Annotated in this window: 17 protein-coding genes and 2 tRNA genes; 7 read left to right on the forward strand and 12 right to left on the reverse strand. The window is 34.3% G+C overall.

Features of this window, described 5'->3' with window-relative positions; genetic code table 11:
* Positions 1-55 precede the first annotated feature (55 nt).
* Entirely contained in the window at positions 56-1,366 is a 1,311-nt protein-coding gene (der, locus tag ACNQF8_RS01145) for a ribosome biogenesis GTPase Der (RefSeq protein WP_417950453.1), read from the reverse strand.
* A 41-nt stretch (positions 1,367-1,407) separates the two neighbouring features.
* Between der and ACNQF8_RS01150 the strand changes: the two genes are divergently transcribed.
* A complete protein-coding gene (locus ACNQF8_RS01150) occupies positions 1,408-1,971 on the forward strand; it encodes a hypothetical protein (protein ID WP_417950454.1) in 564 nt (187 codons plus the stop codon).
* A gap of 159 nt (positions 1,972-2,130) precedes the next feature.
* Here ACNQF8_RS01150 and era read toward each other — a convergent pair whose 3' ends face one another.
* Positions 2,131-3,012 (reverse strand): GTPase Era, encoded by an 882-nt coding sequence (gene era, locus ACNQF8_RS01155; protein ID WP_113634912.1) that lies wholly within the window; start codon positions 3,010-3,012, stop codon positions 2,131-2,133.
* 117 nt (positions 3,013-3,129) lie between these two features.
* Between era and ACNQF8_RS01160 the strand changes: the two genes are divergently transcribed.
* Both ACNQF8_RS01160 and ACNQF8_RS01165 read left to right on the forward strand, forming a co-directional pair.
* Positions 3,130-3,202 (forward strand) — tRNA-Met (locus ACNQF8_RS01160).
* 34 nt (positions 3,203-3,236) lie between these two features.
* Positions 3,237-3,309 (forward strand) — tRNA-Met (locus ACNQF8_RS01165).
* A 216-nt stretch (positions 3,310-3,525) separates the two neighbouring features.
* Here ACNQF8_RS01165 and ACNQF8_RS01170 read toward each other — a convergent pair.
* The 4 genes from ACNQF8_RS01170 to ACNQF8_RS01185 form a co-directional block, all read right to left on the reverse strand.
* Positions 3,526-5,463, reverse strand: a complete 1,938-nt coding sequence (locus ACNQF8_RS01170; protein WP_417953491.1) for an OmpA family protein — start codon at positions 5,461-5,463, stop codon at positions 3,526-3,528.
* A gap of 10 nt (positions 5,464-5,473) precedes the next feature.
* On the reverse strand, positions 5,474-6,388 hold the full coding sequence (locus ACNQF8_RS01175; RefSeq protein WP_417953492.1) for a PorP/SprF family type IX secretion system membrane protein: 915 nt from the start codon (positions 6,386-6,388) through the stop codon (positions 5,474-5,476).
* A 56-nt stretch (positions 6,389-6,444) separates the two neighbouring features.
* Positions 6,445-12,195: a DUF7507 domain-containing protein gene (locus ACNQF8_RS01180; protein ID WP_417983448.1), complete on the reverse strand. Its 5,751-nt coding sequence runs from the start codon at positions 12,193-12,195 to the stop codon at positions 6,445-6,447.
* A gap of 1,938 nt (positions 12,196-14,133) precedes the next feature.
* The gene (locus ACNQF8_RS01185; RefSeq protein ID WP_417950460.1) at positions 14,134-14,988 is read right to left on the reverse strand and encodes a leucine-rich repeat domain-containing protein; all 855 of its coding nucleotides are present in this window, start codon (positions 14,986-14,988) and stop codon (positions 14,134-14,136) included.
* A 181-nt stretch (positions 14,989-15,169) separates the two neighbouring features.
* On the opposite strand from ACNQF8_RS01185, the gene ACNQF8_RS01190 reads away from it, so the two are divergent.
* Positions 15,170-15,652, forward strand: a complete 483-nt coding sequence (locus ACNQF8_RS01190; RefSeq protein WP_417950461.1) for a DUF1761 domain-containing protein — start codon at positions 15,170-15,172, stop codon at positions 15,650-15,652.
* A gap of 59 nt (positions 15,653-15,711) precedes the next feature.
* Here ACNQF8_RS01190 and ACNQF8_RS01195 read toward each other — a convergent pair whose 3' ends face one another.
* Positions 15,712-15,990, reverse strand: a complete 279-nt coding sequence (locus ACNQF8_RS01195) for a 4a-hydroxytetrahydrobiopterin dehydratase (RefSeq protein ID WP_417950462.1) — start codon at positions 15,988-15,990, stop codon at positions 15,712-15,714.
* Between the two features lie 97 nt (positions 15,991-16,087).
* Here ACNQF8_RS01195 and ACNQF8_RS01200 point away from each other — a divergent pair, with 97 nt between their 5' ends.
* Positions 16,088-17,236 (forward strand): GNAT family protein, encoded by a 1,149-nt coding sequence (locus ACNQF8_RS01200; protein WP_417950463.1) that lies wholly within the window; start codon positions 16,088-16,090, stop codon positions 17,234-17,236.
* Here the strand turns inward: ACNQF8_RS01200 and ACNQF8_RS01205 are convergent.
* Complete coding sequence (locus tag ACNQF8_RS01205; protein WP_417952757.1) at positions 17,229-18,119, reverse strand: diacylglycerol/lipid kinase family protein; 891 nt, start codon at positions 18,117-18,119, stop codon at positions 17,229-17,231. The two genes, ACNQF8_RS01200 and ACNQF8_RS01205, sit on opposite strands and share 8 nt — an antisense overlap.
* Before the next feature lie 64 nt (positions 18,120-18,183).
* Here ACNQF8_RS01205 and ACNQF8_RS01210 point away from each other — a divergent pair, with 64 nt between their 5' ends.
* Entirely contained in the window at positions 18,184-19,152 is a 969-nt protein-coding gene (locus ACNQF8_RS01210) for an App1 family protein (RefSeq protein WP_417950465.1), read from the forward strand.
* 31 nt (positions 19,153-19,183) lie between these two features.
* Here ACNQF8_RS01210 and ACNQF8_RS01215 read toward each other — a convergent pair whose 3' ends face one another.
* On the reverse strand, positions 19,184-21,091 hold the full coding sequence (locus ACNQF8_RS01215; protein ID WP_417950466.1) for an ABC transporter ATP-binding protein: 1,908 nt from the start codon (positions 21,089-21,091) through the stop codon (positions 19,184-19,186).
* 73 nt (positions 21,092-21,164) lie between these two features.
* Between ACNQF8_RS01215 and ACNQF8_RS01220 the strand changes: the two genes are divergently transcribed.
* On the forward strand, positions 21,165-21,548 hold the full coding sequence (locus ACNQF8_RS01220; protein WP_417950467.1) for a DUF983 domain-containing protein: 384 nt from the start codon (positions 21,165-21,167) through the stop codon (positions 21,546-21,548).
* Between the two features lie 2 nt (positions 21,549-21,550).
* Here ACNQF8_RS01220 and ACNQF8_RS01225 read toward each other — a convergent pair whose 3' ends face one another.
* The 3 genes from ACNQF8_RS01225 to porM form a co-directional block, all read right to left on the reverse strand.
* Positions 21,551-22,603 carry an NAD(P)/FAD-dependent oxidoreductase gene (locus ACNQF8_RS01225; RefSeq protein WP_417952758.1) on the reverse strand — a complete coding sequence of 351 codons (1,053 nt, stop codon included), beginning with the start codon at positions 22,601-22,603 and terminating at the stop codon, positions 21,551-21,553.
* Between the two features lie 100 nt (positions 22,604-22,703).
* Complete coding sequence (gene porN / locus ACNQF8_RS01230; RefSeq protein WP_417951281.1) at positions 22,704-23,594, reverse strand: type IX secretion system ring subunit PorN/GldN; 891 nt, start codon at positions 23,592-23,594, stop codon at positions 22,704-22,706.
* A gap of 52 nt (positions 23,595-23,646) precedes the next feature.
* On the reverse strand, positions 23,647-25,194 hold the full coding sequence (gene porM, locus ACNQF8_RS01235; RefSeq protein WP_417950469.1) for a type IX secretion system motor protein PorM/GldM: 1,548 nt from the start codon (positions 25,192-25,194) through the stop codon (positions 23,647-23,649).
* Positions 25,195-25,212 lie beyond the last annotated feature (18 nt).

Genomic DNA, 25,212 nt, shown 5'->3' on the forward strand with positions numbered 1-25,212 from the left:
TTATCGAGCTTTTACAAACTCAATAAACTTTCTAGTGTGATTATCGAAATAAAGATTATTTCTCCCTGATATAGATATCAATTGGTACCCCTGAAAAGTCCCATTTTTCTCTAATTTTATTTTCCAGATAACGTTTGTACGGTTCTTTTACATATTGTGGCATATTGGCAAAAAACACAAATTGTGGTGTCTGCGTTGGCAACTGCATGCAATATTTAATTTTTACATACTTCCCTTTTGTTGCTGGTGGCGGATATGCTTCAATCACTTTCAACATAAATTCGTTGAATTTTGAAGTCGCAATACGTTGTTGTCTATTCTCATACACTTTTACAGTCGCTTCCAATGCTTTTAACAAACGCTGTTTTGTTAATGCTGAAACAAAAAGAATAGGCACATCGGTAAACGGCATTAATTCTTTTTTAATTTTCTCCTCATAATCTCTGGTAGACATGGTTTCTTTTTCAACTAGATCCCATTTGTTTACAAGAATTACAACTCCTTTTCTATTCTTTTCCGCTAACCAAAATATACTTTGATCCTGACCTTCAAAACCACGAGTGGCATCAATAATCAAGATACAAATATCTGCATGTTCAATCGCACGAACGGAACGCATTACAGAATAAAATTCTAAATCCTCTTTTACCTTAGCTTTACGACGGATTCCCGCAGTATCAACTAAATTAAATTCAAAACCAAAACGGTCAAACTTCGTATCAATTGCATCACGCGTTGTACCAGCGATATCCGTTACCATAAAACGTTCTTTACCAATTAATGCATTGATAAAACTTGATTTACCTGCATTAGGACGTCCTACCACTGCAAAACGAGGCAAAACTACTTCTTCTTGAATTGGTTCTGGTTTCACAGGAAAAGCATCAATTACTGCATCCAATAAATCTCCGGTTCCACTCCCTGAAATACTTGCAAATGTATAATATTCCCCTAAACCCAAGTTATAAAACTCAAGAGCATCTTTCTCACGCATGGCATTATCTACCTTGTTTACCGCTAAAAGAACTGGCTTAGTCACTTTACGCAATAAACGCGCAACAACATCGTCCATAGGAGTAATCCCTTCTTCCACATCAACCACAAAAATGATAACATCAGCCTCATCAATAGCAAGTTCGACTTGTTTACGGATTTCTCCTTCAAAAACATCATCAGAACCGCGCACATATCCGCCGGTATCAATTACAGAAAACTCTTTTCCGTTCCACTCGCTTTTACCATAGTTTCTATCGCGGGTCACCCCAGATACTGAATCTACAATAGCTTCTCTTCTTTGTATCAGCCTATTAAAAAGGGTTGATTTCCCTACATTAGGTCTTCCTACTATCGCAACAATGTTATTCATAATATAAATTCAAATATTTTGCAAAGGTAGTATTTAAAACCATGAATATCTATTTTTTTGATATATTAGCAAACCCTTATCCTTTTAACACTTACAAGTTTGCTGTTATGGACGCTAATAAAGAGCTCAGACTTCGATTACGATTTTACAAAGATGTTCCGCAAAACATAGATGCTTTGCGTGTTAAATTTGCTGATTACGCTCAAATTAAGTCCAAAGATTACTTTGTAAAAATACGGGGCTATCACATTTGGCTGAACATAAAAGGTCAAAAAAAAGCGTATTGGTCACCTCATTTGCATATAGAAATGGAATCAAAAGACCAAAACGAAACTCATATCCGAGCATTATTTGGCCCTGACCCAACCTTATGGACACTTTTTATGTTCTTCCATTTTATTATAGCGGGAATATTTCTGATTTTTTCCGGAATTACTTACACTGATTACATTCTTAAAAATTCCATTACCTTCGATTTAGTCGTGATGGGATTAATGATTTTTGCCTGGTTTCTACTCTATGTTGTAGCCAAACAAATCAGAAGTAACGGTCACGACCAAATGAATGATCTGGAAAACATATTCTTGGAAATTATAGAATCTTAGTTTTTCTTAGGAGCAATTCCAGCTCTCCGCTATATCTTTTGTGCAGTCCCGATGTTTCGTGACTGCACAAAAGGATGCCGCTGCTATCTGGGCTAAAAAAAAATCAATATCGAAAGTTGAATTCCAATATTGATTTTTCAAAAAAAGGACCAGAAAAAATTACTGGTTATAACCAAAACGCTTCAACATATTCGCGTTGCTTCTCCAGTTTTTATTCACTTTTACGTACAACTCAATATGAATTTGCTTGCCAAAGAATTTCTCTAAATCAGCACGAGCATCCATTCCTACTTTCTTTAAAGCGGCACCTTTATGCCCGATGATAATTCCTTTTTGGGTATCGCGTTCCACCATAATCAAAGAACGGATTCTAATGATGTTTTCATCTTCAAAAAACTCTTCGGTTACGATTTCTACTGCGTATGGGATTTCTTTGCTGTAATTCAACAATATTTTCTCGCGGATGGTTTCATTTACAAAGAAACGCTCCGGTTTATCTGTCAATTGATCTTTTGGGTAATACGCAGGAGATTCCGGTAACAATTCTATTATTCTTCCAAAAACCTCTGGAACATTAAAATTCTGCAATGCTGATATTGGAAAAATTTCGGCATTAGGAACTTTCGCAGTCCAGAAAGCTACCTGCTCCTCAAGTTGTTCTTGGTTAGAATTATCTATTTTGTTCAATAATAACAGAACAGGTATTGTAGCGTGAATGATTTTATTAAAAAAAGCTTCATCTTTCAATTCTTGTTCTCCAATTTCCACCATATAAATCAGGATATCAGCATCTTCAAAAGCGGACTTAACGAAGTTCATCATGGACGCCTGCATTTCATAAGCTGGCTTAATGATTCCCGGCGTATCCGATAAGATTAATTGAAAATCTTCCCCGTTTACAATTCCTAGAATTCTATGACGAGTTGTTTGTGCCTTTGAAGTAATAATTGATAATCTTTCTCCAACAAAGGCGTTCATTAGTGTTGATTTCCCAACATTTGGATTTCCTATGATGTTTACAAAACCTGCTTTATGTGACATTTCTATTATAATTTATTGTGCAAAGGTAGACATATCAAGTCAATAGACGAAATAAAATATTTTTAAAAATTTTTATTGGAAATACGGAAATTCGTTGTACATTTGCACCCGAAACAACGCGGGATAGAGCAGTAGGCAGCTCGTCGGGCTCATAACCCGAAGGTCACAGGTTCGAGTCCTGTTCCCGCTACTAAGTAGCCTTATTGAGATTACAAAACGCACATCGCGGGATAGAGCAGTAGGCAGCTCGTCGGGCTCATAACCCGAAGGTCACAGGTTCGAGTCCTGTTCCCGCTACTAGAAAAACCCATCAAAATTTTGATGGGTTTTTTCATTTTTACTACCTTCCTCAACCCCTACAAACACTGAGATTAAGTCAAAAATACCGTTTACTTTTTTGGTTAGATATTCCCTATTCTCTACCATAATGGACAAAATCAGGAATATCAAATAAATATTTCTAATTGAATCTGTGAATTTATTATGGTCATTCTGTTACTGAAGTAGTTGGTCTCACTTCGCTATTATAAATTCACTTCTCCTGTTAGCTTGATGATTCACTTCATTACACTCTACACCATCAGCACATCTATTTTTTAACTGTGTTTCTCCGTATCCTTTGGCTGTCAAACGGGACCTATCAATTCCTTTTTCGACTAACCATTCCAAAGTAGCTTTAGCTCTATTGTTTGATAATTCTTCGTTATAAGCTTGAGATTGTCTGCTATCGGTATGGGAGCGAATATCAATTTTTATTTTTGGATTTTGTTCCATTACATCAAGAATTTTTGACAAGTCTATAATTGCATCTGGTCGGATATTAGATTTGTTTAAATCAAAATAGATTACGTTAATGTCAAATACTTTTGCTAAATCATCCCCGATGGTGACTTTTTTAATCGTTTTTTCTAACATTAGTGGCACAAAAGTTATTCCTGTTTTTTTAGAAATAATTACTGGGAATTCTGTAGTATTATATTCTGATTTTTCCACTTTGATATAATATTTCGAATTACATTCCACTTGATCAAAATCAAACTTTCCATCGTTATCTGTTAAAATCACTTTTAATAGTTTATAATTACTATCTGACAAGCTAACTTTAGCTCCAATAAGGGAAATTCCTGTATCTATATCTGTAACCATACCCGTCAAAAATTGCTCACAGGCATATTCGATTTTATTTATTTCTTTGAACGTATAGATATCATCATCCCCTTGACCTCCGTCTCTATTTGAAGTTACATAACCTCTTTGAGTTTTAGTATCAATCAGTAATGCTAAATCGTCTTTAGAACTGTTTAATGGCTCCCCAACATTTAATACCTCTTCATAATTACCATTTTGTTTTGGTTTAGATACAAACACATCTAATCCTCCTAAACCTGGATGTCCATCTGAGGCAAAATAAAGTTCATTCTCTGACGTAATAAAAGGAAAAGTTTCTCGTCCTTCTGTATTAATTTTATTTCCCAAATTTTGTGGTATTCCAAAACTTCCATCGTCATTAATAGTCACTTTATAAATATCAGATTGCCCATACGTTCCTGGCATATCAGTAGCAAAATAGAGCTGTTTTTCATCTGGACTTAAAGCTGGATGAGCAACGCTAAAATTATCACTATTAAACGGCAGTTCAGTTATATTTGTCCATTGATTACCATCTAATGTCGCTTTGTAAATTTTTAATAAGATTGTCTTATTTTTATCTTTGATTTTTTTTCCATTTAGAAAATTATTTCTTGTAAAGTAAACCGTTTTACCGTCTTTGGTAAAAACGGGTGTGGCCTCATGGAATTTGGAATTGAGTTTTTTAGATAAATGTTCTACTGAAGAAAGTTTTCCATTTGATTCTTTATTAGCTTCATACAGGTTTGTAAATCCTTCTCCTGTCCAAGAATCGATCTTTGTTCCAAACCCTACGGTGTCTCTAGCGGAGGTAAAAACTATTTTATTGCCATAAAAGGAAGTTCCATAATCAGAATATTTAGAATTTACACCTGCATTTTCTACAGTATATCTTCCTGAATTTCTCTTGATTACGGCCAAATAGTCTTTTTGCTCAGCTGCTAATTTTGCTCTAAGATCATTTCCATTCTTTTGATTAAATTTTACAATCATAACATCTGCTTTATCGTACTCTTTAATTGCTTTTAAAGATTGAGCATATCGATAATAATACTCAGGAGCGATTTCATTATTGAGGACAAATAACTCACCATACCATTTAGCAGATTTTTCTAAATCCCCATTAAAATAATAGGAATTGGCTAGTTTCTGCAATAAATCGTCTGATTTATAACCTTTTTCTAAAATACGTTCATACGTTTTTATTGCATCTATATAAGCATAACCATCATACTCTTTATCAGCTTTTGAAATTAAGCCCTGTGAGTACATTTGTATCGAAATGATGCTTAATACGAGTAATACGCTAATTTTATTTTTCATGTGATGCTATTTAGAAAAATCTTGGTGAAACTACCATTCTTTTATTTTTGATCAACTCAAATCGCAAAAATATTTCATGAGAACCTGAATTATAATTTTCTAATTTGGTTGTTTCTAAATCATAACCATAACCAATAAATAACCCATCAGTCAACTGTAATCCTACCATGGCACTCATCGCAGCACCCCATCTCCATGCTAACCCTGCCGAAAATTTTTCATTGAATAAAACATTTGCTGAAACATCTAATTGTAACGGTGCGCCTGCGACAATCTTAGATAAAAATGTCGGTTTAAATTTTATATCTCTACTTAGATCAAAAACATAACCTCCTATCAAATAATAATGCATTTGCTCTTTTACAGTGGATGATTGATTATCGTTAAAATATTTAGTCTCTAAAAAATTAGGAACTGAAAATCCTAAATAAAGTTTATCAGAATAAAAATAAACTCCTGCGCCTATATTTGGGCTAAATTTATTATCGATATTATTCTGAAATTGAGGGTCATTCATATCATAGCGATCTAATTTTGTATAATCTACATTTAATAAATTAGCAGTTCCTTTTATTCCAAATGATAAATTATAATTATATGTGGTTTGAATAGTATAGGATATGTCCGCAGAAATAGTATTTTCATCGGAAACCCCAATTCTGTCATTTACAAAAGAAAGTCCCACCCCTAAATCTGAGTTTTCTATTGGAGTATGAATAGAAAATGCATTAGTAACCGGGGCACCATCTAAACCTACCCATTGTGTTCTATGCAATCCAAAAACACTAATTACTCCGCGACTTCCCGCATAAGCAGGATTGATGTTCGTTGTATTATATATATAATTTGTATATTGGGCATCTTGTTGTGCAAAACCCGACATAGTTACGAACAGTAAAATGATTATTACAATCTTTGTTTTCATAATATATATTTTATTTATTCAGAAAAAAAGGAAATGATTCTTCGGAAGTTTTTAAATTAATCTTTAGCTATATGTAGATAACCTGACTTATCAATTCCATTACCATTTAAATCAGTATATCTAATACTATAAAAATACGTACCGGCTGGTAATCCTTCAGGTTGACTGATCGTGTCCCTCCCTTCAGATATCCCTCTAAACACTCTATTAATATTATCATAACCTTGCGCATCAAATACTTTAACCCCCCATCGATTATATATTACAACTGTGTTATTAGGATAACATTCTATACCTCCAATGTAAAAAACATCATTTAAGCCATCACCATTTGGCGATACAGCATTAAATACTTTCAGAACACAACCAGTAACAGCAATTACTGTGGGATCAGATTCTAACGAACTATCATTATCCGATATATCTGTAACAATTACTCCCAAAGGACTAGTTCCATATGCCGTTGCTTGGTTAGCTACAGAACCCGCAGTAATATCTTGTTGTGTTAATCTATAAACCCCAACAAAAGCGGTACTATTAGATTCCCCTACTGACAAACTTATTGGGCCGCCTGTTATTACAATTCCAGGTAAAAGATCCGTTATTCTTACATTTCGAAGCGTTACATTCCCCATGTTCATCACTGTGAAAGCATAATTCACATTCTCTCCAACTTGTGCAAAACCATCGTTATTATCATCCTCAAACACCGCTGTTTTTATAAGTGCTATAGCTGGGTTTTGTTGCAAAGGTGTTGGGGTAATCGTTGAACTGTTGTTTCTTGGGGTTGGATCAGTTTGTCCCCCCGAGATCGTTGCCGTATTGGCATACTCTCCCGTTGCATTTACCGTAGCCACAATATTTAAAGTAGCTGTGCCACCATTGGCTAGAGTTCCAATTGTCCAAGTAGGTGCTGTCCAAGTTCCTGTCGATGGGCTCGCACTTACAAAAGTATAGCCTGAAGGCAACACTTCCGATACCGAAACGCCTGTTGCATCACTCGGTCCATTGTTGCTCGCTGTGATCGTGAAGGTAACATTTGAACCTACAGTAGGTATGCTGTTGTTTACCATTTTCGTTACTGTTAGATCCGTTTGAACTAACTGTATGGCTACCGGGGTAATCGTTGCATTATTGTTGCCTGAGATTGAATCGGTTTGTCCTCCTGAGATTGTTGCCGTATTGGCATACACTCCCGTTGCATTTACCGTAGCTACTATATCCAAAGTGACTGTGCCACCGTTGGCTAGAGTTCCGATAGTCCATGTAGGTGCTGTCCATGTTCCTGTCGATGGGCTCGCACTTACAAAAGTATAGCCTGAAGGCAATACATTTGATACCGAAACACCTGTCGCATCACTCGGTCCATTGTTGCTCACTGTGATTGTGAACGTAACATTTGAACCTACATTTGGGGTGCTGTTGTTTACCGTTGTCGTTACTGCTAGATCCGTTTGGGCTACTGGTACCGGGGTAATTGTGGAACTGTTGTTGCCTGGGATTGGATCGGTTTCTGCCCCTAAGATTGTTGCCGTGTTGGCATACACTCCCGTTGCATTTACCGTAGCTACTATATCCAAAGTAACTGTGCCACCATTGGCTAGAGTTCCGATAGTCCATGTAGGTGCTGTCCATGTTCCTGTCGATGGGCTCGCGCTTACAAAAGTATAGCCTGATGGCAATACATCCGATACCGAAACGCCTGTCGCATCACTCGGTCCATTGTTGCTCACTGTGATCGTGAAGATAACATTTGAACCTACATTTGGGGTGCTGTTGTTTACCGTTGTCGTTACTGTTAGATCCGTTTGAGCTACTGGTACCGGGGTAATTGTGGAACTGTTGTTGCCTGAGCTTGGATCGGTTTCTGCCCCTGAGATTGTTGCCGTATTGGCATACACTCCCGTTGCATTTACCGTAGCTACTATATCCAAAGTGACTGTGCCACCGTTGGCTAGAGTTCCGATAGTCCATGTAGGTGCTGTCCATGTTCCTGTCGATGGGCTCGCACTTACAAAAGTATAGCCTGAAGGCAATACATTTGATACTGAAACGCCTGTTGCGTCACTCGGTCCATTGTTGCTCGCTGTGATCGTGAAGGTAACATTTGAACCTACATTTGGGGTGCTATTATTTACCGTTGTCGTTACTGTTACATCCGTTTGGGCTACTGGTACCGGGGTAATTGTGGAACTGTTGTTGCCTGAGCTTGGATCAGTTTCTGCTCCTGAGATTGTTGCCGTATTGGCATACACTCCCGTTGCATTTACCGTAGCTACTATATCCAAAGTAACTGTGCTACCATTGGCTAGAGTTCCAATAGTCCAAGTAGGTGCTGTCCATGTTCCTGTAGATGGGCTCGCGCTTACAAAAGTATAGCCTGAAGGCAATACATTTGATACCGAAACGCCTGTTGCGTCACTCGGTCCATTGTTGCTCGCTGTGATCGTGAAGGTAACATTTGAACCTACATTTGGGGTGCTGTTGTTTACCGTTGTCGTTACTGCTAGATCCGTTTGGGCTACTGGTACCGGGGTAATTGTGGAACTGTTGTTGCCTGAGCTTGGATCGGTTTCTGCCCCTGAGATTGTTGCCGTATTGGCATACACTCCCGTTGCATTTACTGTAGCTACTATATCCAAAGTAACTGTGCTACCATTGGCTAGAGTTCCAATAGTCCAAGTAGGTGCTGTCCATGTTCCTGTCGATGGGCTCGCACTTACAAAAGTATAGCCTGAAGGCAACACATTTGATACTGAAACGCCTGTTGCGTCACTCGGTCCATTGTTGCTCGCTGTGATCGTGAAGGTAACATTTGAACCTACATTTGGGGTGCTGTTGTTTACCGTTGTCGTTACTGCTAGATCCGTTTGGGCTACTGGTACCGGGGTAATTGTGGAACTGTTGTTGCCTGAGCTTGGATCAGTTTCTGCCCCTGAGATTGTTGCCGTATTGGCATACACTCCCGTTGCATTTACCGTAGCTACTATATCCAAAGTGACTGTGCCACCGTTGGCTAGAGTTCCGATAGTCCATGTAGGTGCTGTCCATGTTCCTGTCGATGGGCTCGCACTTACAAAAGTATAGCCTGAAGGCAATACATCTGATACTGAAACGCCTGTTGCGTCACTCGGTCCATTGTTGCTCGCTGTGATCGTGAAGGTAACATTTGAACCTACATTTGGGGTGCTATTATTTACCGTTGTCGTTACTGTTACATCCGTTTGAGCTACTGGTACCGGGGTAATTGTGGAACTGTTGTTGCCTGAGCTTGGATCGGTTTCTGCTCCTGAGATTGTTGCCGTATTGGCATACACTCCCGTTGCATTTACCGTAGCTACAATATCCAAAGTCACTGTGCCACCATTGGCTAGAGTTCCAATAGTCCAAGTAGGTGCTGTCCATGTTCCTGTCGATGGGCTCGCGCTTACAAAAGTATAGCCTGATGGCAATACATCCGATACCGAAACGCCTGTTGCGTCACTCGGTCCATTGTTGCTCGCTGTGATCGTGAAGGTAACATTTGAACCTACATTTGGGGTTCTATTGTTTACCATTTTCGTTACTGTTAGATCACTAACGCAAAGTAAGGAGCCGCCATTACTATCTTTTGTGTCAACAAAAGCTCCATATACTTCAATAGAATTAATAACACCAGCAAGAGAAGCCACAGAGAACTTAATCTCGTCGAAAGGTAAACTTACATTAAACCCTACATTATAATACCCAGGGCCAGACCCTAAAATAGGAGAACTTAATAGCGTCAAATCAATCAACAGCCCTCCAGATTTTGATTCTTGAAGGACTCCATTATTATAGGTAGAGACCGCTAAGGATTGAAATAAATTTAATTGTATCAAAGTGTTCAAATCTTTTATAACAAATCCAGCGAAAGTACCAGCCGGATAAGTAAATAACTGATCTACCACTGCAATTGAACCCGATCCAATAACACCAGCTATAACATCAATTTTAGCAAAATCTGTAGTATCGGAAGTCAGTACATTATTAGTATTGTTGACAGAACAAGCCACACAAGCTACACCATCAATTCCTGTATTATCACCATCAACGACTACAGGAAAATCAGGATTTGTCCATGCATAAGACTGGTTACACGCTACTGTTGCCGCGCAATATTTTTGAAAAACTGCTGCATAAACCCTGGTTATGCCTAAACTTACCGACACAAGATTAGTTAAAGTAATTCTAACCTCATCAAAAGCTAATGTGGATACAAACCCAATAGTCTGCCTGCCGGTCCCTACTAATAAATTTGTTCCTACAGAAATCAAGGCTGCATTACCCGATTTAGTTTCTTGCTGTATACCATTTAAATAGGTTGTTATACTGATGGCATCAAAAACATTTACATTTAATAAAGATGGATTTTCAATATCATAACCTGCAAATGTTCCTGCCGGATAATCTGTTATTTGATTTTTTATGGAAATGCTTCCTGTAGTACCAACACTTGTCGTCAAATTAATTTCGGCATAATTTGTAGTATTTACATCAATTAAATTATCCTGACCAGTAACACTACAAAGAGCACAAACTACTCCATCAATTCCCGTCTTAGCTCCATTTACAAAAACAGGATAGGCAGGAGCAGTAATCGCCGTTTGCGTATTACAAGGCAAACTCGGCCCTGCACAAAATTTCTCGAATACCGCATTGAACACTTTAGTAGAACCAAGATTGATACCAACGGTCTGGTTAACTGTTATTCGAACTTCATCAAAGGAAGAACTAGATACAAAACCTACTTTATAACGACCTGTTGCACTCAATAGAACTCCATTTACCAATAAATTATTACCGGAAAAATCCTGACTAAGTATTCCATTCAAATAAGTCCGTATTTGTAAATTACCAAGAGCGGATACACTTACTAAATTAGAATTCTCTATTTCAAAACCCGCATAAGTCCCAGATGGATAATCCGTAAGCTGATCTTTAACGGCAATACTTCCAGAAGCTAACAAACCAACTGTCAGATTAATAGTGGCAAAATCTGTGGTGTTTGAGCTAGTAACATTTTCAGCATTTGAAATGCTTCCCACACTTACACCAGATAATCCAGTATGAATATTTTCAATAGACACTGGAAATATTGGCAAGTTCATTGCCGTAGAAACGTTACATTCTAATGCAGGACCTGCGCAGTAATTTCGAATTACCGGATAATATACATTGACAACATTTAATAAACCTACCAAACTGCCTATACTAATCTCAATCGCATCAAAGGGAACAGTTGAATTAAAACCTACAACATAATTTCCAGGACTAGAAACTAAACTTTGACTTAGTAAAGAATTTCCCGTAAATGTTTCTTGTGCAGTACCACTACCATTTAGGTAGGTTTTAATTGAAATAGTATTCAATAATTCTAATGACAAAAGACCTCCAGAAGGCGCTATTCTGTATCCTACAAAAGTTCCTGCAGCATAATCCGTATCGCCATCGGTAACTTTAAAATTAACAGATCCTGCCACTCCTAAAGGAATTGAGGCAGTAGCAAAATTAGTCAAATCCGCATCTATCAATCTCGGGGTGTTCGTAGCCGAGCAAAGGAGACATCCCAACCCGCCAGATACAGTTCCTTGCGCTGTTAGATTCCCAAAAGTGCCTTCAATAAAAGGTATTGGATTGTCAGTGTTACATTGAGCTATTGCACTAAATGAACATAAAAAAGAAAGAAAAAACAACACTATTATTAAATATTTTTTTTGGAGTTGTTTTTTTAACACAATAGATTTAGCTGAAAAATTAGCCAAAGTCTTGGAGTAATTATTTTTCATATTTTTGGTATTAAAAGACAATTTTTTGTGGATTAACTTTTGTATCGAGTAATAAAATAATATTTAATAAAATTTCAAGATTGATAAACAATTGTAAATCAATGTTTTTTTAAACGCGATTGTAAAAAAATATTTTTTTCTTAATTTTTTTAATTTTATTATTAATTAAAAAATTACCATCTAGCTTATAAGAAGATCTTTTATTGCTATTATTCTGAAGAAATTATTTGATTATATCTTGTAAAAATTTCTCTTAGATTAAATTTCAGAAAAGGCTCTAGTTTTAAATTAATTCCTTTTTATTTTGTTTTGAGTTGTATAAATTTACATTCTGATTTCCTTACGAAGATACATTTGAACTCAGGCTAACAAGTGATATTTTCGATAAGTGATTATCAAACTTAGTTAAGCGGTTTAATAGTGTAGACCAACGAAACTTTAGAGGAATAATGAAGTAGACAAGATGTTTTGTTCTTTTATGGCAATTTTTTGTTGCAACGAAGCGGTAATTTTTTTTATCGGTAATAACTTCCACTGCTTACTTCTAGAACTTTGCAAGTTTTTTTAATCGGAAGTAGTTGTTCGTTGTTTCTAATGAAACTATAAATCATGGACCGTTCTTGGGGAAAATATTGCTTGCTTTTTTTAAGATATTACGCTCCAATTGGGTATCGCTGATGCTTTACCTAAGTTCACGAATCTTTTCTTGCTCAGGAGTTAGTTTTAAATTTCTTTTTCCAAGAAAACTTCCTTCTCCAAACTCCTCGAAACCTTTTCGCCATTTATAAAACTGTGGGGCTGTTACTCCTAAAGGAATTGATGCAATAGCAAAATTAGTCTAATCTGCAGCTATCAATCTCGGCAGTTCGAAGCCGATCAAAAGAGGCATGCTAACCCGCCAGATACAGTTCCTTGCGCTGTCAGATTCCCAAAAGTATCTTCAATAAAAGGTATCAAATCTTCAGCATTATATTGAGCTGTTAAACTAAATGACCATAAAAAAGAAAGAAAAAACAACACTATTTTTAAATATTTTTTTTCGAAGTTTTTTTTTAAACGTAATCAACTTAGCTAAAAAATTGGCCAAAGTCTTAGATTATTTTTTTTCACATTTACGATATTAAAAGACAATTTTTTTTATGAATTAACTTTTGTATCGAGAAGTAAAAAATAATTTATTACAAAAATTTTAAGATTGACAAACAGTTTAAAACAATTACAAATCAATTTTTTTTTAAAGTCCTGCTGTCAAAAATTTACCCTATAATTTAAAATGCTTTAAATGATTTGAACAATAAACTCGGTAAAAAACAAGGGGCTATTAATTAAAACTATCGACGATTTTGTCGAACCAAAAAAAGCCTGCAAAATTAATACTTTGCAGGCTTTTTATTCATTTTGTGACCATAATAGAATTTGATCTAATGCTAATTAAAATCAATAACTTCATGTCTTCAAATAAATTATCGACAAGGTCATTATAGAAAATTTTGAAGAACAAGATATTCAACTTACAATAATTTAAAATCAAGGATTTTCAATTTAAAAATTTACTTATTTTAAATATCATCATTAACACAAACAATTTTATAAAGATCAACAATAAATTCGTTAGACTTTTCAAGATTACTCGCTACTAGAAAGCTTCAGAGAAATCTGGAGGTTTTTGTTTTAAAAATATTAAGTATTTTATGAATTTGTTTTTAGCATTTTATATACTTAAAAGAATTCAAACTTAAGTAATAAAAAAACACTTCAGTTATACTTGCAAGAGCATCAAATCACTCTTAAAAGATATTTTTTTTAAATTCTAAACTCTAAAGTAATTTAAACAAAAAACCTGCGAAGAAAGCTTCGCAGGTATTGACAAACTAAGTTTATTAAAACAACTAAATATGTAATATCGAAGAGTAGTGCAAACTCTTTTCTATTTCTAAATTAATCCTCAGAGGCAATCGCAGTATTTTTACCAGTATTCACTTCTAATAAAAACGCTACTCCTTTATCATTTATCATTGTCATGTTCAATGTATCTAAAACCGCTAAATTTCTAGATATTATACCATTAAACATATTGTAAGAAATATTCATTTCTTTCAATTTATCTAATTTTTCAAGTTCTAAAGGTACTTGACCATTCATTTTATTATCAAATAAACTAAGATTTTCAAGTGATGTCATGTTTACCACTTCATTACTTAATGTTCCCGAAAGTTTATTACTGTTTAAAAGCAATGTTTTTAACGTTTTTATGTCATATAATGAATTAGGAATTTGCCCTACTATTTCATTATTGAATAAAGAAAGTGTTTCTAATTGGTTTAAAGCTCCAATTTGCATTGGTAATTCTCCTGAAATTGCGTTCATATACAATTCTAAATCTTTCAAATTACTCATTTCACAAATAGAAGAAGGAATTGTTCCTGATATTCTATTGAAAGAAAGATTCAATACTTTCATTTTTTTTAATTTCCCTATTGAAGAAGGAATCGTACCTGATATTTGATTTTTATGCAAATCCAATTCTTGTAAACTTACTAAATTTAAAATTTCTTCGGGAATTTCACCAACCAAATTATTATTATCTAAATTAATAGAAATTACTTTATCGTCTTGTAACTTAACACCATGCCAAGTAGAAATTGGCGATGCTAAATCCCATTTTACTTTCCACTGATTTCCATTTGTAGATTGATACAGTTTTACCAACGCATCTTTCTCTGACTGAGACACATCTGCAAACATTGAAAATGAAAACAAAAGGGTTAAAAATAGAGTAGTTATATTTCTCATAACGTTAGCTTTAGTTCTTTAATACATATAAAACTATACACAACGAAGCTATTATGCAAATAAAATCGACAAAATACACTGTTTTTTACTTTTTATAGAGTTATATCTTACAATAATGTTTGATTTTCTTAATTAAATATTAATTTATTAAATTTGATTACTAATTTTTAAACCCAATTATATGGAAATCAATTTTCTAGCACTTTTTGTCGCTGCTTTATCTACACTTGTGGTAGGATTTGTTTGGTACAATCCAAAAGTTTTTGGAACAATTTGGATGAAAGAATCCGGCTTGACGGAAGAAAAAATGAAAGGAGGAAATATGCTCCTGACATTTGGAGTTTCATTATTATACGCTTTTTTTATAAGCCTTATACTCCAGATGTTAACAATCCATCAATTTGGCGCTTTAGGAATGGTTGGCGGAGATCCTAGTATCGCAAAACCTTCTTATGGAGCTTTCATGGCAGATTATGGATTAGCATTTAGATCATTCAAACACGGAGCATTACACGGCTTTATGACCGGCCTGTTTTTAGCATTACCACTTATAGGAACTAATGCGCTATACGAAAGAAGAAGTTTCAAATACACTCTTGTCACTGGCGGTTTTTGGATTGTATGCTTTATGATAATGGGTGGAATTATTTGTGCTTGGAAATAATTTTAAAAAAAATAAAATAAATTTCGTCTTGGTTCAATACAAGACGAAATTTATTTTTTTCATTGGATTCCGTCAATAGCTTTTGCTAAATCTAAATCCTTATCCGTAACACCGTTTGCGTCATGTGTAGTCAGCCTAATTGTCACTTTATTATACACATTGAACAATTCCGGATGATGATTTCTTTTCTCGGCCATCACTCCTACTTGTACTATAAAACCTAATGCTTGACTAAAATCTGAAAAAATAAACTTTTTCTCAATTCCGTTAGTAGCAAATTGCCAGTCTTTGAGCGCTTTTAACTCTGGTTGAATTGTCTCTGCTGAATAGGTTTTCATAATCTACTTTTTTAATTTATATAAAGTTAGTTAATTTCGAGACATTGAGAAATACTTTAACTTTATTAACTAATTTTGAAAAAAATTTCTCTTCAATTTGAGCACACCTTATTCTTTTAAAATTTATAGTACTACAGCGCAACTTCCTTCAAACTGGGATGACTTAGCTGTTTCAACCATTTTTTTATCCAAAAAATACCTGGAGATTTTAGAAAAATCATCTCCAGAAAATATGGTGTGTCATTATATTGGATTATTCGAAAATGAAACTTTAGTTGGCATTGCTCTTTCTCAATTTTTAGATTTAAACCAACTGGAATCTTTTGGAGATCGGGATAAATGTATTAAAACTACTGTTCGAAATTTAGTTTTCAGAAATTTCGGTTCTCATGTTCTAGTGATTGGAAACAATATGCTGACTGGTCAAAATTCTTTTGCATTATCTGAATCTATTGATAAAAAGAAAGCACTGCATACCTTAAGATCAGCAACAACAGCATTGAAAAAAATGTTCCAATCTAAAGGGAAAAAGATTCATATTACCACCTATAAAGATTTCCACAAAGAAGACATTACGAACTTTGGCATTCCGGAATTCAAAAATGATTATCAGTTTTCGACACAACCTAATATGGTTTTTCACATTAATGAAAACTGGAAATCAGAGCAAGATTACATTGACTCACTTTCAAAAAAATACAGAGATCAATATAAAAGAGCCCGAAAAAAAGCAACCGTTATTGAGAAAAGAAAATTACATCTGGAAGAGATCATAGCTCTGGAAGATACTATTTATGACTTGTATCTTCATGTGGCCAAAAATGCTCCTTTCAATACTTTTTTTCTACCTAAAAATCATTTTAGAGTTTTTAAAGAAATCTTTAAAGACAAATTCCTTTTTTATGGCTATTTTATTGATGAAAAATTAATTGGGTTTAATACTTTAATAAAAAACGGTCCTGTAATGGACACGTATTTCTTAGGGTATGACGAAAGCATTCAACGCGAAAAAATGCTGTATTTAAACATGCTATATGACATGATAGCATATTCCATCAATAAAGGTTTTAAGGAAATTGTGTTTGCAAGAACGGCATTGGAAATTAAAAGTTCTGTTGGTGCAAAACCTATAAAAATGTATGGATTTATTGCGCATAGCAATCAAATAGTCAATTCTTATATGCCAAAAATATTTAGATATCTGGAACCAGAAACTAACTGGCAGGAACGAAACCCATTTAAATAACTCCACTATTTAAATTAGGAATAGCCACTTTCATTTGTTTGGGTAAAATTTTAATATCAAGCTTTGTTTCAGTACCACAATATTCTCCATCAATTTGAAAACTAACTGGGGTATTTGTCCTAACGATTGCTTTATCAGTAGAAATTATCTCAACATCGTCTGAATCTATAGGCATATTCCCTGAAATGATTTTTCCAAGTACTACCAAATCTAAATTTTTCAAAATAACTAATTCAAACTTTCCATCATCCATAACACCATTGGGATTAATAGAAACTCCGGTGCCGTATTTTTGAGAATTCGCAATTACAATCATTCTTGCTGTACATTCAATTGTTTCAAAATCGCCTGTTATTGTTGCTGTAAAAGGATCATCTAAATCAATCAAAGTTGTGACCGTTTGTATCGCATATCCCCATTTTCCTCGAATACTACTATTTTCATAGTTCTTGATCATTTCTGCATTTACACCCAAATCACTTAAATGGATACTTTTTTTTCCATTGATGGAAATCATGTCTATTTCCATGTAGTCATTATGAAATGCAATTTCGAGGTTTTCTTCAATTGAGGATGGTAAATTTAAATCGACAGCCAAACCATTGGCAGAACCAGCGGGTAAAATTCCAATAATAACGTCATGGTTTTCCATAGCTTCAGCAACCATTTTTATTGTTCCATCTCCACCTGCTACAATAATTCGTTCCGGATTATAGGTTTCATAGAGCACTTTTATATTCTCAATATCAGAGACGCCCGAAGTATTATAAATCACAAGATTTAAATTCTCGTTACCGGCAAAAATTGTTGTCGCATCAATCAACTCTGATTTATCAACATCTCCAGAAATTGGATTTACAACCAGCATAATGTTATTTTTCAAACTTTTTCTTCTTTTATTGATTAAAAATAATTAATTTCAACAACACTCAAAAGTACTACAATAAATGAAACCAATTTTAAAATTATATCGCGGCTATGCTAATGAACAGGAATTGATTGTAATGGGGCATGTTTTTAAACCAACAACAGTACAAGAATATAATTTTCAAAAAAAGAATCTAAAAAATGCTACTTCGGTAATTAAAATGTTTCAAATAAAAACACAGGCAAACGCCGATGTATACTTGAAACACAACAATGCCAAAATTCATACCAAAACATTAGTCGACGGTTATTTTAAATTCTGTGTTCCATTAGACCAAAACACTAATTATGGATGGATTGATTATGAAGTAAGTATTGTTTACAAAAATGAATCTATAACAACCAGAGACAGTTATATTCGACCTCACAAAGGAAATTTAGGAATCATATCTGATATTGACGACACTTTTTTAGTTTCGCACACGTTGAATCCTTTGAAAAAACTATATGTTTTATTATTTAAAAACGTAAATAAGAGAAAAATATACGAAGACGTTGTGACACATTATCAAGCTTTAAGCACAGCAGGAAGGGAAAATAAAGAAGAATTCAATGCTTTTTTCTATGTTTCCAGCAGCGAATGGAATTTGTATCGTTTTATCACAAAATTCACTGAAATTCATCAGCTCCCAAAAGCTGTTTTATTATTGAAAGATATTAAAACAAGTCTCACTGATTTTTTCTTGACCGGAAGAGGCAATCACAACCATAAGTTTGACAAAATAAAACACATTCTAGAATTTTACCCAAACTTAGAATATGTACTTCTTGGAGATGATTCACAGCATGATGCATTTTTATATGAAGCCATTTGTAAAATTTTCCCAGTAACCGTAAAAGCAGTTTACATTAGGCAAACCGGTGACTCTAAAAAAGAAAAAGTAACAGCTATTTTGAAAAATTTAGAAACCCTGAAAGTTTCTGTTTGCTATTTTCAAAACAGCAGCGAAGCCATAGCACATTCAAAAATGATTGGAATTATTGTATAAAAAAAGAGTTCCAAAAATGGAACTCTCGTTTTTATAAATTATCTATTTCTTCCTGAACAACTTCCCAATCTAACAACAGTTTGTCTAATTCAGATTTTTTCTTGTTGTATGCCGTAAAAAACTTAGCATCTTCAATGTGTTTGTCATAATTAGAGGCCAGCATTTTATCATCTTGCTGAATGTCTTTTTCCAATTGCTTGATTTGACTCTCCACTTTGCTTAATTTATTCTGCAACGCTTTTCCTTTTTTCTGATCTTCGTAAGAAGCTTTATTACTTTCTTTAGGTGCAGCTGCTTTCTGCGCATCTTTTTTCTCAACTTCACGCATATTTTCCATATTGCGCTGTTCCAAGAAATAGTTGATGTCACCTAAATATTCTTTTATTTTTTGGTCTTTGAATTCATACACTAAATTTGACATTCCCTGCAAGAAATCCCTATCGTGAGAAACAAGCAATAAAGTACCGCCAAATTTTTGAAGTGCCGCTTTCAAAACATTCTTAGATTTGATATCCAAGTGATTCGTAGGCTCATCCATCAATAAAACATTGATTGGTTGCAACAACAATTTACACAACGCCAGACGGTTTCTTTCGCCTCCAGAAAGCACTTTTACTTTTTTCTCCACATCATCACCACGAAACAAGAAAGAACCCAACATATCGCGTACTTTCATTCGGTTTGTATCAGCGGCGGCATCTTCCATGGTTTGTAACAAGGTGATTTCACCATCTAAGTATTCCGCTTGATTTTGCGCAAAATACCCTAATTGTACATTATGCCCTAATTTGATATTTCCTTTATATTCGAATTCATCAACAATAGCTTTAATGAAAGTCGATTTTCCTTGTCCGTTTTGTCCAACGAATGCTATTTTGCTTCCACGCTCCACTAACAAATTGATATCTTTCAAAATCGTTTTGTCCCCGTAGCTTTTGGTAACATTTTCGGCTTCTATAACTACTCTTCCTGGCTCTTTTGAAACTGGAAAAGTAATATTCATCACCGAATTGTCATCTTCATCAACTTCGATACGTTCTACTTTATCTAATTTTTTTATTAATGATTGTGCCATTGATGCTTTAGAAGCTTTAGCACGGAATTTTTCGATTAATTTTTCTGTTTCTTCAATTTTTTTGGCTTGGTTTTTCTGAGTAGCCAATTGCTTTTCACGAATTTCATGACGCAATTCTAAATATTGAGAATACGGTTTATTGAAATCATATGCTTTACCAAGGGAAATTTCGATAGTTCTATTGGTGACATTATCTAAAAACATTTTATCGTGTGAAACAATCACCACAACGCCAGGATAATTACGCAGAAAACTTTCTAACCAAATGATACTTTCTATATCCAAGTGATTCGTAGGCTCATCCAGTAACAAAACATCATTTGCTTGTAATAATAATTTGGCTAATTCGATACGCATTCTCCATCCACCAGAAAAAGTTTCGGTTTGATTATCGAAAACATCTCTTTTAAAACCTAAACCAAGTAAAATTTTCTCTGTATCACCCACATAATTATATCCGCCCAATAATTCAAAACGGTGTGTATAATCAGATAAGTCTTCAATGATTTGACTGTATTCATCACTTTCATAATCCGTTCTTGTAACTAACAAATGATTGATTTCTTCCAGCTTTTTCTCAACAATTTTTATCTCAGTAAAAGCTTCATACGCTTCTTCCAGAACTGTTCTTCCTTGTTCAAAATCGATATCTTGACGCAAGAATCCCATACGAAGATCTTTCTCCTGAGAAATAACACCTGAATCAGGAGCAAAATCTTTTGCTAACATTTTAAGCATGGTAGATTTCCCCGCTCCGTTTTTCCCAACAAGACCCACACGGTCTCCGGCACCCAATCGAAAGGTAACTTCTTCAAATAAATAAGTACCACCAAACGAAACGGATAAATTGTGTATATTAAGCATGTATTGTTATTTTATTCCTTTTCGAATGCGTAAATTTGTAACTCTAAGAAAGGAAAAATTAAATTTTTTGCAAATGTTAAAAAAAGGATCCAAATTATATAGCATTTTAACAGGAACTTGTCCTAAATGTCAGAATGAGAGTATGTATTTGGATAAAAATCCGTTACATTTCAACAAAATCTTGAAAATGCATGAAAATTGCAGCCATTGTGGTTTAAGATATCAAATTGAACCTTCTTTTTTTTACGGCGCAATGTATGTCAGTTACGGATTGAATGTTACAGTTGGAATTGCAGCCTTCATAATCTCATTTGTAATCTTTGGCTCCAGCCTAAAAGTGGCTTTTATTGCTATAATTGCGTCACTTATTGTCTTATTTCCATTTGTCTTGCGCTGGTCCAGAAACATATACATCAATATGTTTGTTTCCTATGATCCAAAAACCAAACTAAAATAACACTATTTCTTTCCTTTAGGTAGAAATCTGTTAATGTCAATCTCCTTATTTAAAGGCACCTGGCGTTCAATATTCTCAAATAATGCTTTTGCCATTGCTGGTCCTAGCATAACTCCTCTAGTTCCCAGACCATTTAGAATATGTATTGACTCATAATTTTGATGTGTTCCCACTAATGGTCTTCTGTCTTTTACTGTAGGTCGAACACCAGCAAAATGCTCTATAATTTCAAAATCACAGCTAATAATTTCTTTTATCCTTTCTACTAATTCCGTTTTTCCTTCCTCAGTAGGCAAATCCGTTTTATCTTTCCAATTATATGTTGCTCCAACTTTGAATAAATCATCCCCTAAAGGCAAAATAAATACACTCGTATTGACAATTACATCTAAATCCAACTGAGGTGCTTTAATAATGAAAAGCTCTCCTTTAGTACCGTCTAAAGGCAACTGATTAAAATAAGGATTGGCATGCATACCAAAACCTTCCGCAAAAATGATATGCTTGGCGTGAATATCTTTATAACGAATACCATCACTTTCAATTTGTAAATCATCATAATCAAATGCTTCTTCTTGAAATAAATTGCTTTCTTTTAGATATTCTCTGTATTTATTTAATAATAAAGCGGTGTCTACATAACCCGTTTGTAAAACTTCACCATATCCGCAAGGGGAATCAATCCCAACATATTTTTTAGAAATCAACTGTGTAGATAAAAAAGGAGCAAGCGCAACCTTATCTGAAGCTGCAAACCAATTATTCTGTTCTTCGACAGAAAAAAATTTTCTCAAAATTGGACTTTTAAAATCAACTTTACAATTTAGTTTTTCTTCTAAAAAAGTATAAAATTCATTCATAATCGCTAATTGCTCTTGGGCTTGCCAAACCTCACTAAAACGCTTTAAAATAACCGGATTATACAAACCTCCAGCAATTTTGGATGAATTTTGAGAATTGTTATCCAAAACCAAAATAGATTTGTCATTACGCAAAGCAACCTCTGCAAATGAAATACCCGCTAAACCAGAACCTACAATTAAATAATCAATCATTTGAAATAATACCTTAAAAATAAGTGCAAAGTAAACACATTAAAACAAAAAAACTCTTACCATTACAGTAAGAGTTTTTTATTATATTTTAAAATCAGCATTAATAATTCCACATATCTTGTTCGAAATTACGAATTTTTTCTTTTACTCTTTCTGATTCTAATAATTGATTTTGAGCGTTATCCTTCATGTATTCTTCGATAGTTCTATCGCCGTATACATTTTCTTCTTTGTAAATAACACTATTAAAACGCCTAGAGTTTAATATTTGATCAAATGAAACTGGCATCGCTGAATTTTTATCATTGAAAGCTTTTGCTTCATGCAAAACATCCCTTGCTGCTGGGAAGAATACCCAGAACAATTCGATATAATCTTTTTCATCACTGTTCATGGTATAAACATCCGGAGTTACAGGACAAATTCCCAACAAACGATACTTCAACTCACTCTGACGTTTGTCAAAATACCAGTATCCTTTAATTTTGTATTGGGTTACATCTTGAGCCGCTAAGTCTTGTTTTAAAATATACTCATCCGATATTTGATTTCCTGCATTTATTTGCTCTCTACCTGCATCAGTTGTGTCAATACGAGTCAATGAAGTTTGAATATCTTGCATCGATTTTTTAGTATTGAAATAACTGTCAGTGTACACCTCAGTAATTTTACCGTTTTTCAAAGCTTTAGTAAGCACATCATACAGGGATCTTCTATCAGATCCAATATTTGCAGTATCAATAGGAAAGTACAAAGCAAAATTAATTTTTTCGCTTAAGTCAATAATTTCCCATGTAGTCTTACCCATTAAAACATCTCTATCATGTACATAACCATAAACTAATGGCTTATCATTATCTGAAATGAGCTGTGCCGCAGTTTTAAGTCCAATTTGGTCAGGAGTTTTTGCATTAAGCAAATTAGACTGCCCAAAAGAAGCAAAACTTCCCGTAATAGAGACTATAGCGATTAAAAAATTTCTTACATTCATCATGGTATCATAATAAGAATTGAAGTAGGTCAAATATAAACTTACTTATTATTTATTGTATTTCAAAAATTACTGGAGCAGTTCTTGGCAATAAATAATTACCAGCACCTACAAGTTTTGTTTTTATTTCAGAAATAGTAACTTGATCTCCTCTAACTGCTTTTGAAAGTACTGCATTACACTGTGCATTCAATTTATTTCCTGTAACAACTACAGTAGGCTGGCCTGTTACTTTCAAATTAAATCCAACTACATTCAAACCAACTTCAAAGTCGAAATCAACTAATTTAGCTCCAATTGTAGCAATTTGTAAATTTGATTTAGGTCCTTTTACCACACCCATTTCTCCTCTAATAGTTCCAGTTGGACCAGGAATACCTTTTATTCTAAAGGTTTTCTTATCCGAAACTTTAGAACCATCAGGAAGAGCACCAGTTACATTAATAACTACTTCAGAACCTGAACCTGGACTCATGTTGTATTTACCACCACCCGCAGAACTTAATCCAGGAGCACTAGCTGAAACTTTATCAGCTGAAACACCTGCAAAAGAAATAGTCATTGGGTTTACAACACCTCTATACACTACATTCATTTTATCAGCAGAAATCGTAGCCGACTTTGGTCTTGCAACAACAACATATTTATCTTTAATAGGTAAGCTAACCACTTTCCCATTTTCGTCAAAATTAAATGAACCGCCAATAGCATGTTCACCAATATTACCTGCTCCAAAAGAGAATTTAGCTTGACCTGCTTGCGCTTGTACACTAGATCCATTTACAATAACAGATTTTGCTTTTAATGAAGGATCAAATTTACCTAAAATAATTTTTCCCGTTACCGCTTCCCCTTGAAAGAAAACAGATTTATCAAGAACTACAATAGGTTGGTAAGCTGTAAGTGAGGCTGCAGCAACTAAATCCGATTGAAACATTCCTGTCATTACATCGCTTTCCGTTGTTTTGATATCAGCTTGTAATTGTGACAATTTAGTAATTGTAGCAATAAGTGGATATCCTTTATAGTTGTAATCAATCCAATCTAATTTAGCACCTGCTTTTTCAGAATAAACTGGTTTTGTAGCAAATCTTGCTTCAATCTTTTTCATTTCAGATTCAGCAATTGAACTTCCACCAATGGCTTTTATCTGAGTAGAGAAATTATTGATTTTATCTAAAAACTCTTTACCTTGTTTAGAAACTCTATCTCCAGTAAAAAACATTCTGTCAATTAAATCCCCTTTATCCATTTGCTCGTATGGCAAATTTCCTTCGGCATCTCTTTCAAATTTGGTAGTAACCTTAGTTTTGATATTTTCTATGTAGTCGTTAAACTCTTTAGACAAAGCTCTAATTTTTTCAACTTTAGCTTTTTTATCTCCAAATTGCCCTGGTTGATCCACTGCTTTTTGAGCTAATTGTTGAAATGAACTTTCATTTCTGGTATCAGTTATAGAGTTAGACTCTACTATTTTATTATTTAAAATCCCAAAAGCTGATAACACCTCTTTGGACATATTTAAAGCTAACATCGCGATGAAAACCAAGTACATTAGGTTAATCATCTTTTGTCTAGGGGTTAGTTTTCCTCCTGCCATATTTTCTACTAATTAGTT

Origin of the sequence: Flavobacterium labens (assembly GCF_048286755.1) — a bacterium.
GTDB lineage: Bacteria > Bacteroidota > Bacteroidia > Flavobacteriales > Flavobacteriaceae > Flavobacterium.

What these genes read in the sequence shown, in the direction of transcription:
- der (WP_417950453.1), bottom strand. Translation starts at nt 1,366, where the DNA reads ATGAATAACATTGTTGCGATAGTAGGAAGACCTAATGTAGGGAAATCA.
- ACNQF8_RS01150 (WP_417950454.1), top strand. Translation starts at nt 1,408, where the DNA reads ATGAATATCTATTTTTTTGATATATTAGCAAACCCTTATCCTTTTAAC.
- era (WP_113634912.1), bottom strand. Translation starts at nt 3,012, where the DNA reads ATGTCACATAAAGCAGGTTTTGTAAACATCATAGGAAATCCAAATGTT.
- ACNQF8_RS01170 (WP_417953491.1), bottom strand. Translation starts at nt 5,463, where the DNA reads ATGAAAAATAAAATTAGCGTATTACTCGTATTAAGCATCATTTCGATA.
- ACNQF8_RS01175 (WP_417953492.1), bottom strand. Translation starts at nt 6,388, where the DNA reads ATGAAAACAAAGATTGTAATAATCATTTTACTGTTCGTAACTATGTCG.
- ACNQF8_RS01180 (WP_417983448.1), bottom strand. Translation starts at nt 12,195, where the DNA reads ATGAAAAATAATTACTCCAAGACTTTGGCTAATTTTTCAGCTAAATCT.
- ACNQF8_RS01185 (WP_417950460.1), bottom strand. Translation starts at nt 14,988, where the DNA reads ATGAGAAATATAACTACTCTATTTTTAACCCTTTTGTTTTCATTTTCA.
- ACNQF8_RS01190 (WP_417950461.1), top strand. Translation starts at nt 15,170, where the DNA reads ATGGAAATCAATTTTCTAGCACTTTTTGTCGCTGCTTTATCTACACTT.
- ACNQF8_RS01195 (WP_417950462.1), bottom strand. Translation starts at nt 15,990, where the DNA reads ATGAAAACCTATTCAGCAGAGACAATTCAACCAGAGTTAAAAGCGCTC.
- ACNQF8_RS01210 (WP_417950465.1), top strand. Translation starts at nt 18,184, where the DNA reads ATGAAACCAATTTTAAAATTATATCGCGGCTATGCTAATGAACAGGAA.
- ACNQF8_RS01215 (WP_417950466.1), bottom strand. Translation starts at nt 21,091, where the DNA reads ATGCTTAATATACACAATTTATCCGTTTCGTTTGGTGGTACTTATTTA.
- ACNQF8_RS01220 (WP_417950467.1), top strand. Translation starts at nt 21,165, where the DNA reads ATGTTAAAAAAAGGATCCAAATTATATAGCATTTTAACAGGAACTTGT.
- ACNQF8_RS01225 (WP_417952758.1), bottom strand. Translation starts at nt 22,603, where the DNA reads ATGATTGATTATTTAATTGTAGGTTCTGGTTTAGCGGGTATTTCATTT.
- porN (WP_417951281.1), bottom strand. Translation starts at nt 23,594, where the DNA reads ATGAATGTAAGAAATTTTTTAATCGCTATAGTCTCTATTACGGGAAGT.
- porM (WP_417950469.1), bottom strand. Translation starts at nt 25,194, where the DNA reads ATGGCAGGAGGAAAACTAACCCCTAGACAAAAGATGATTAACCTAATG.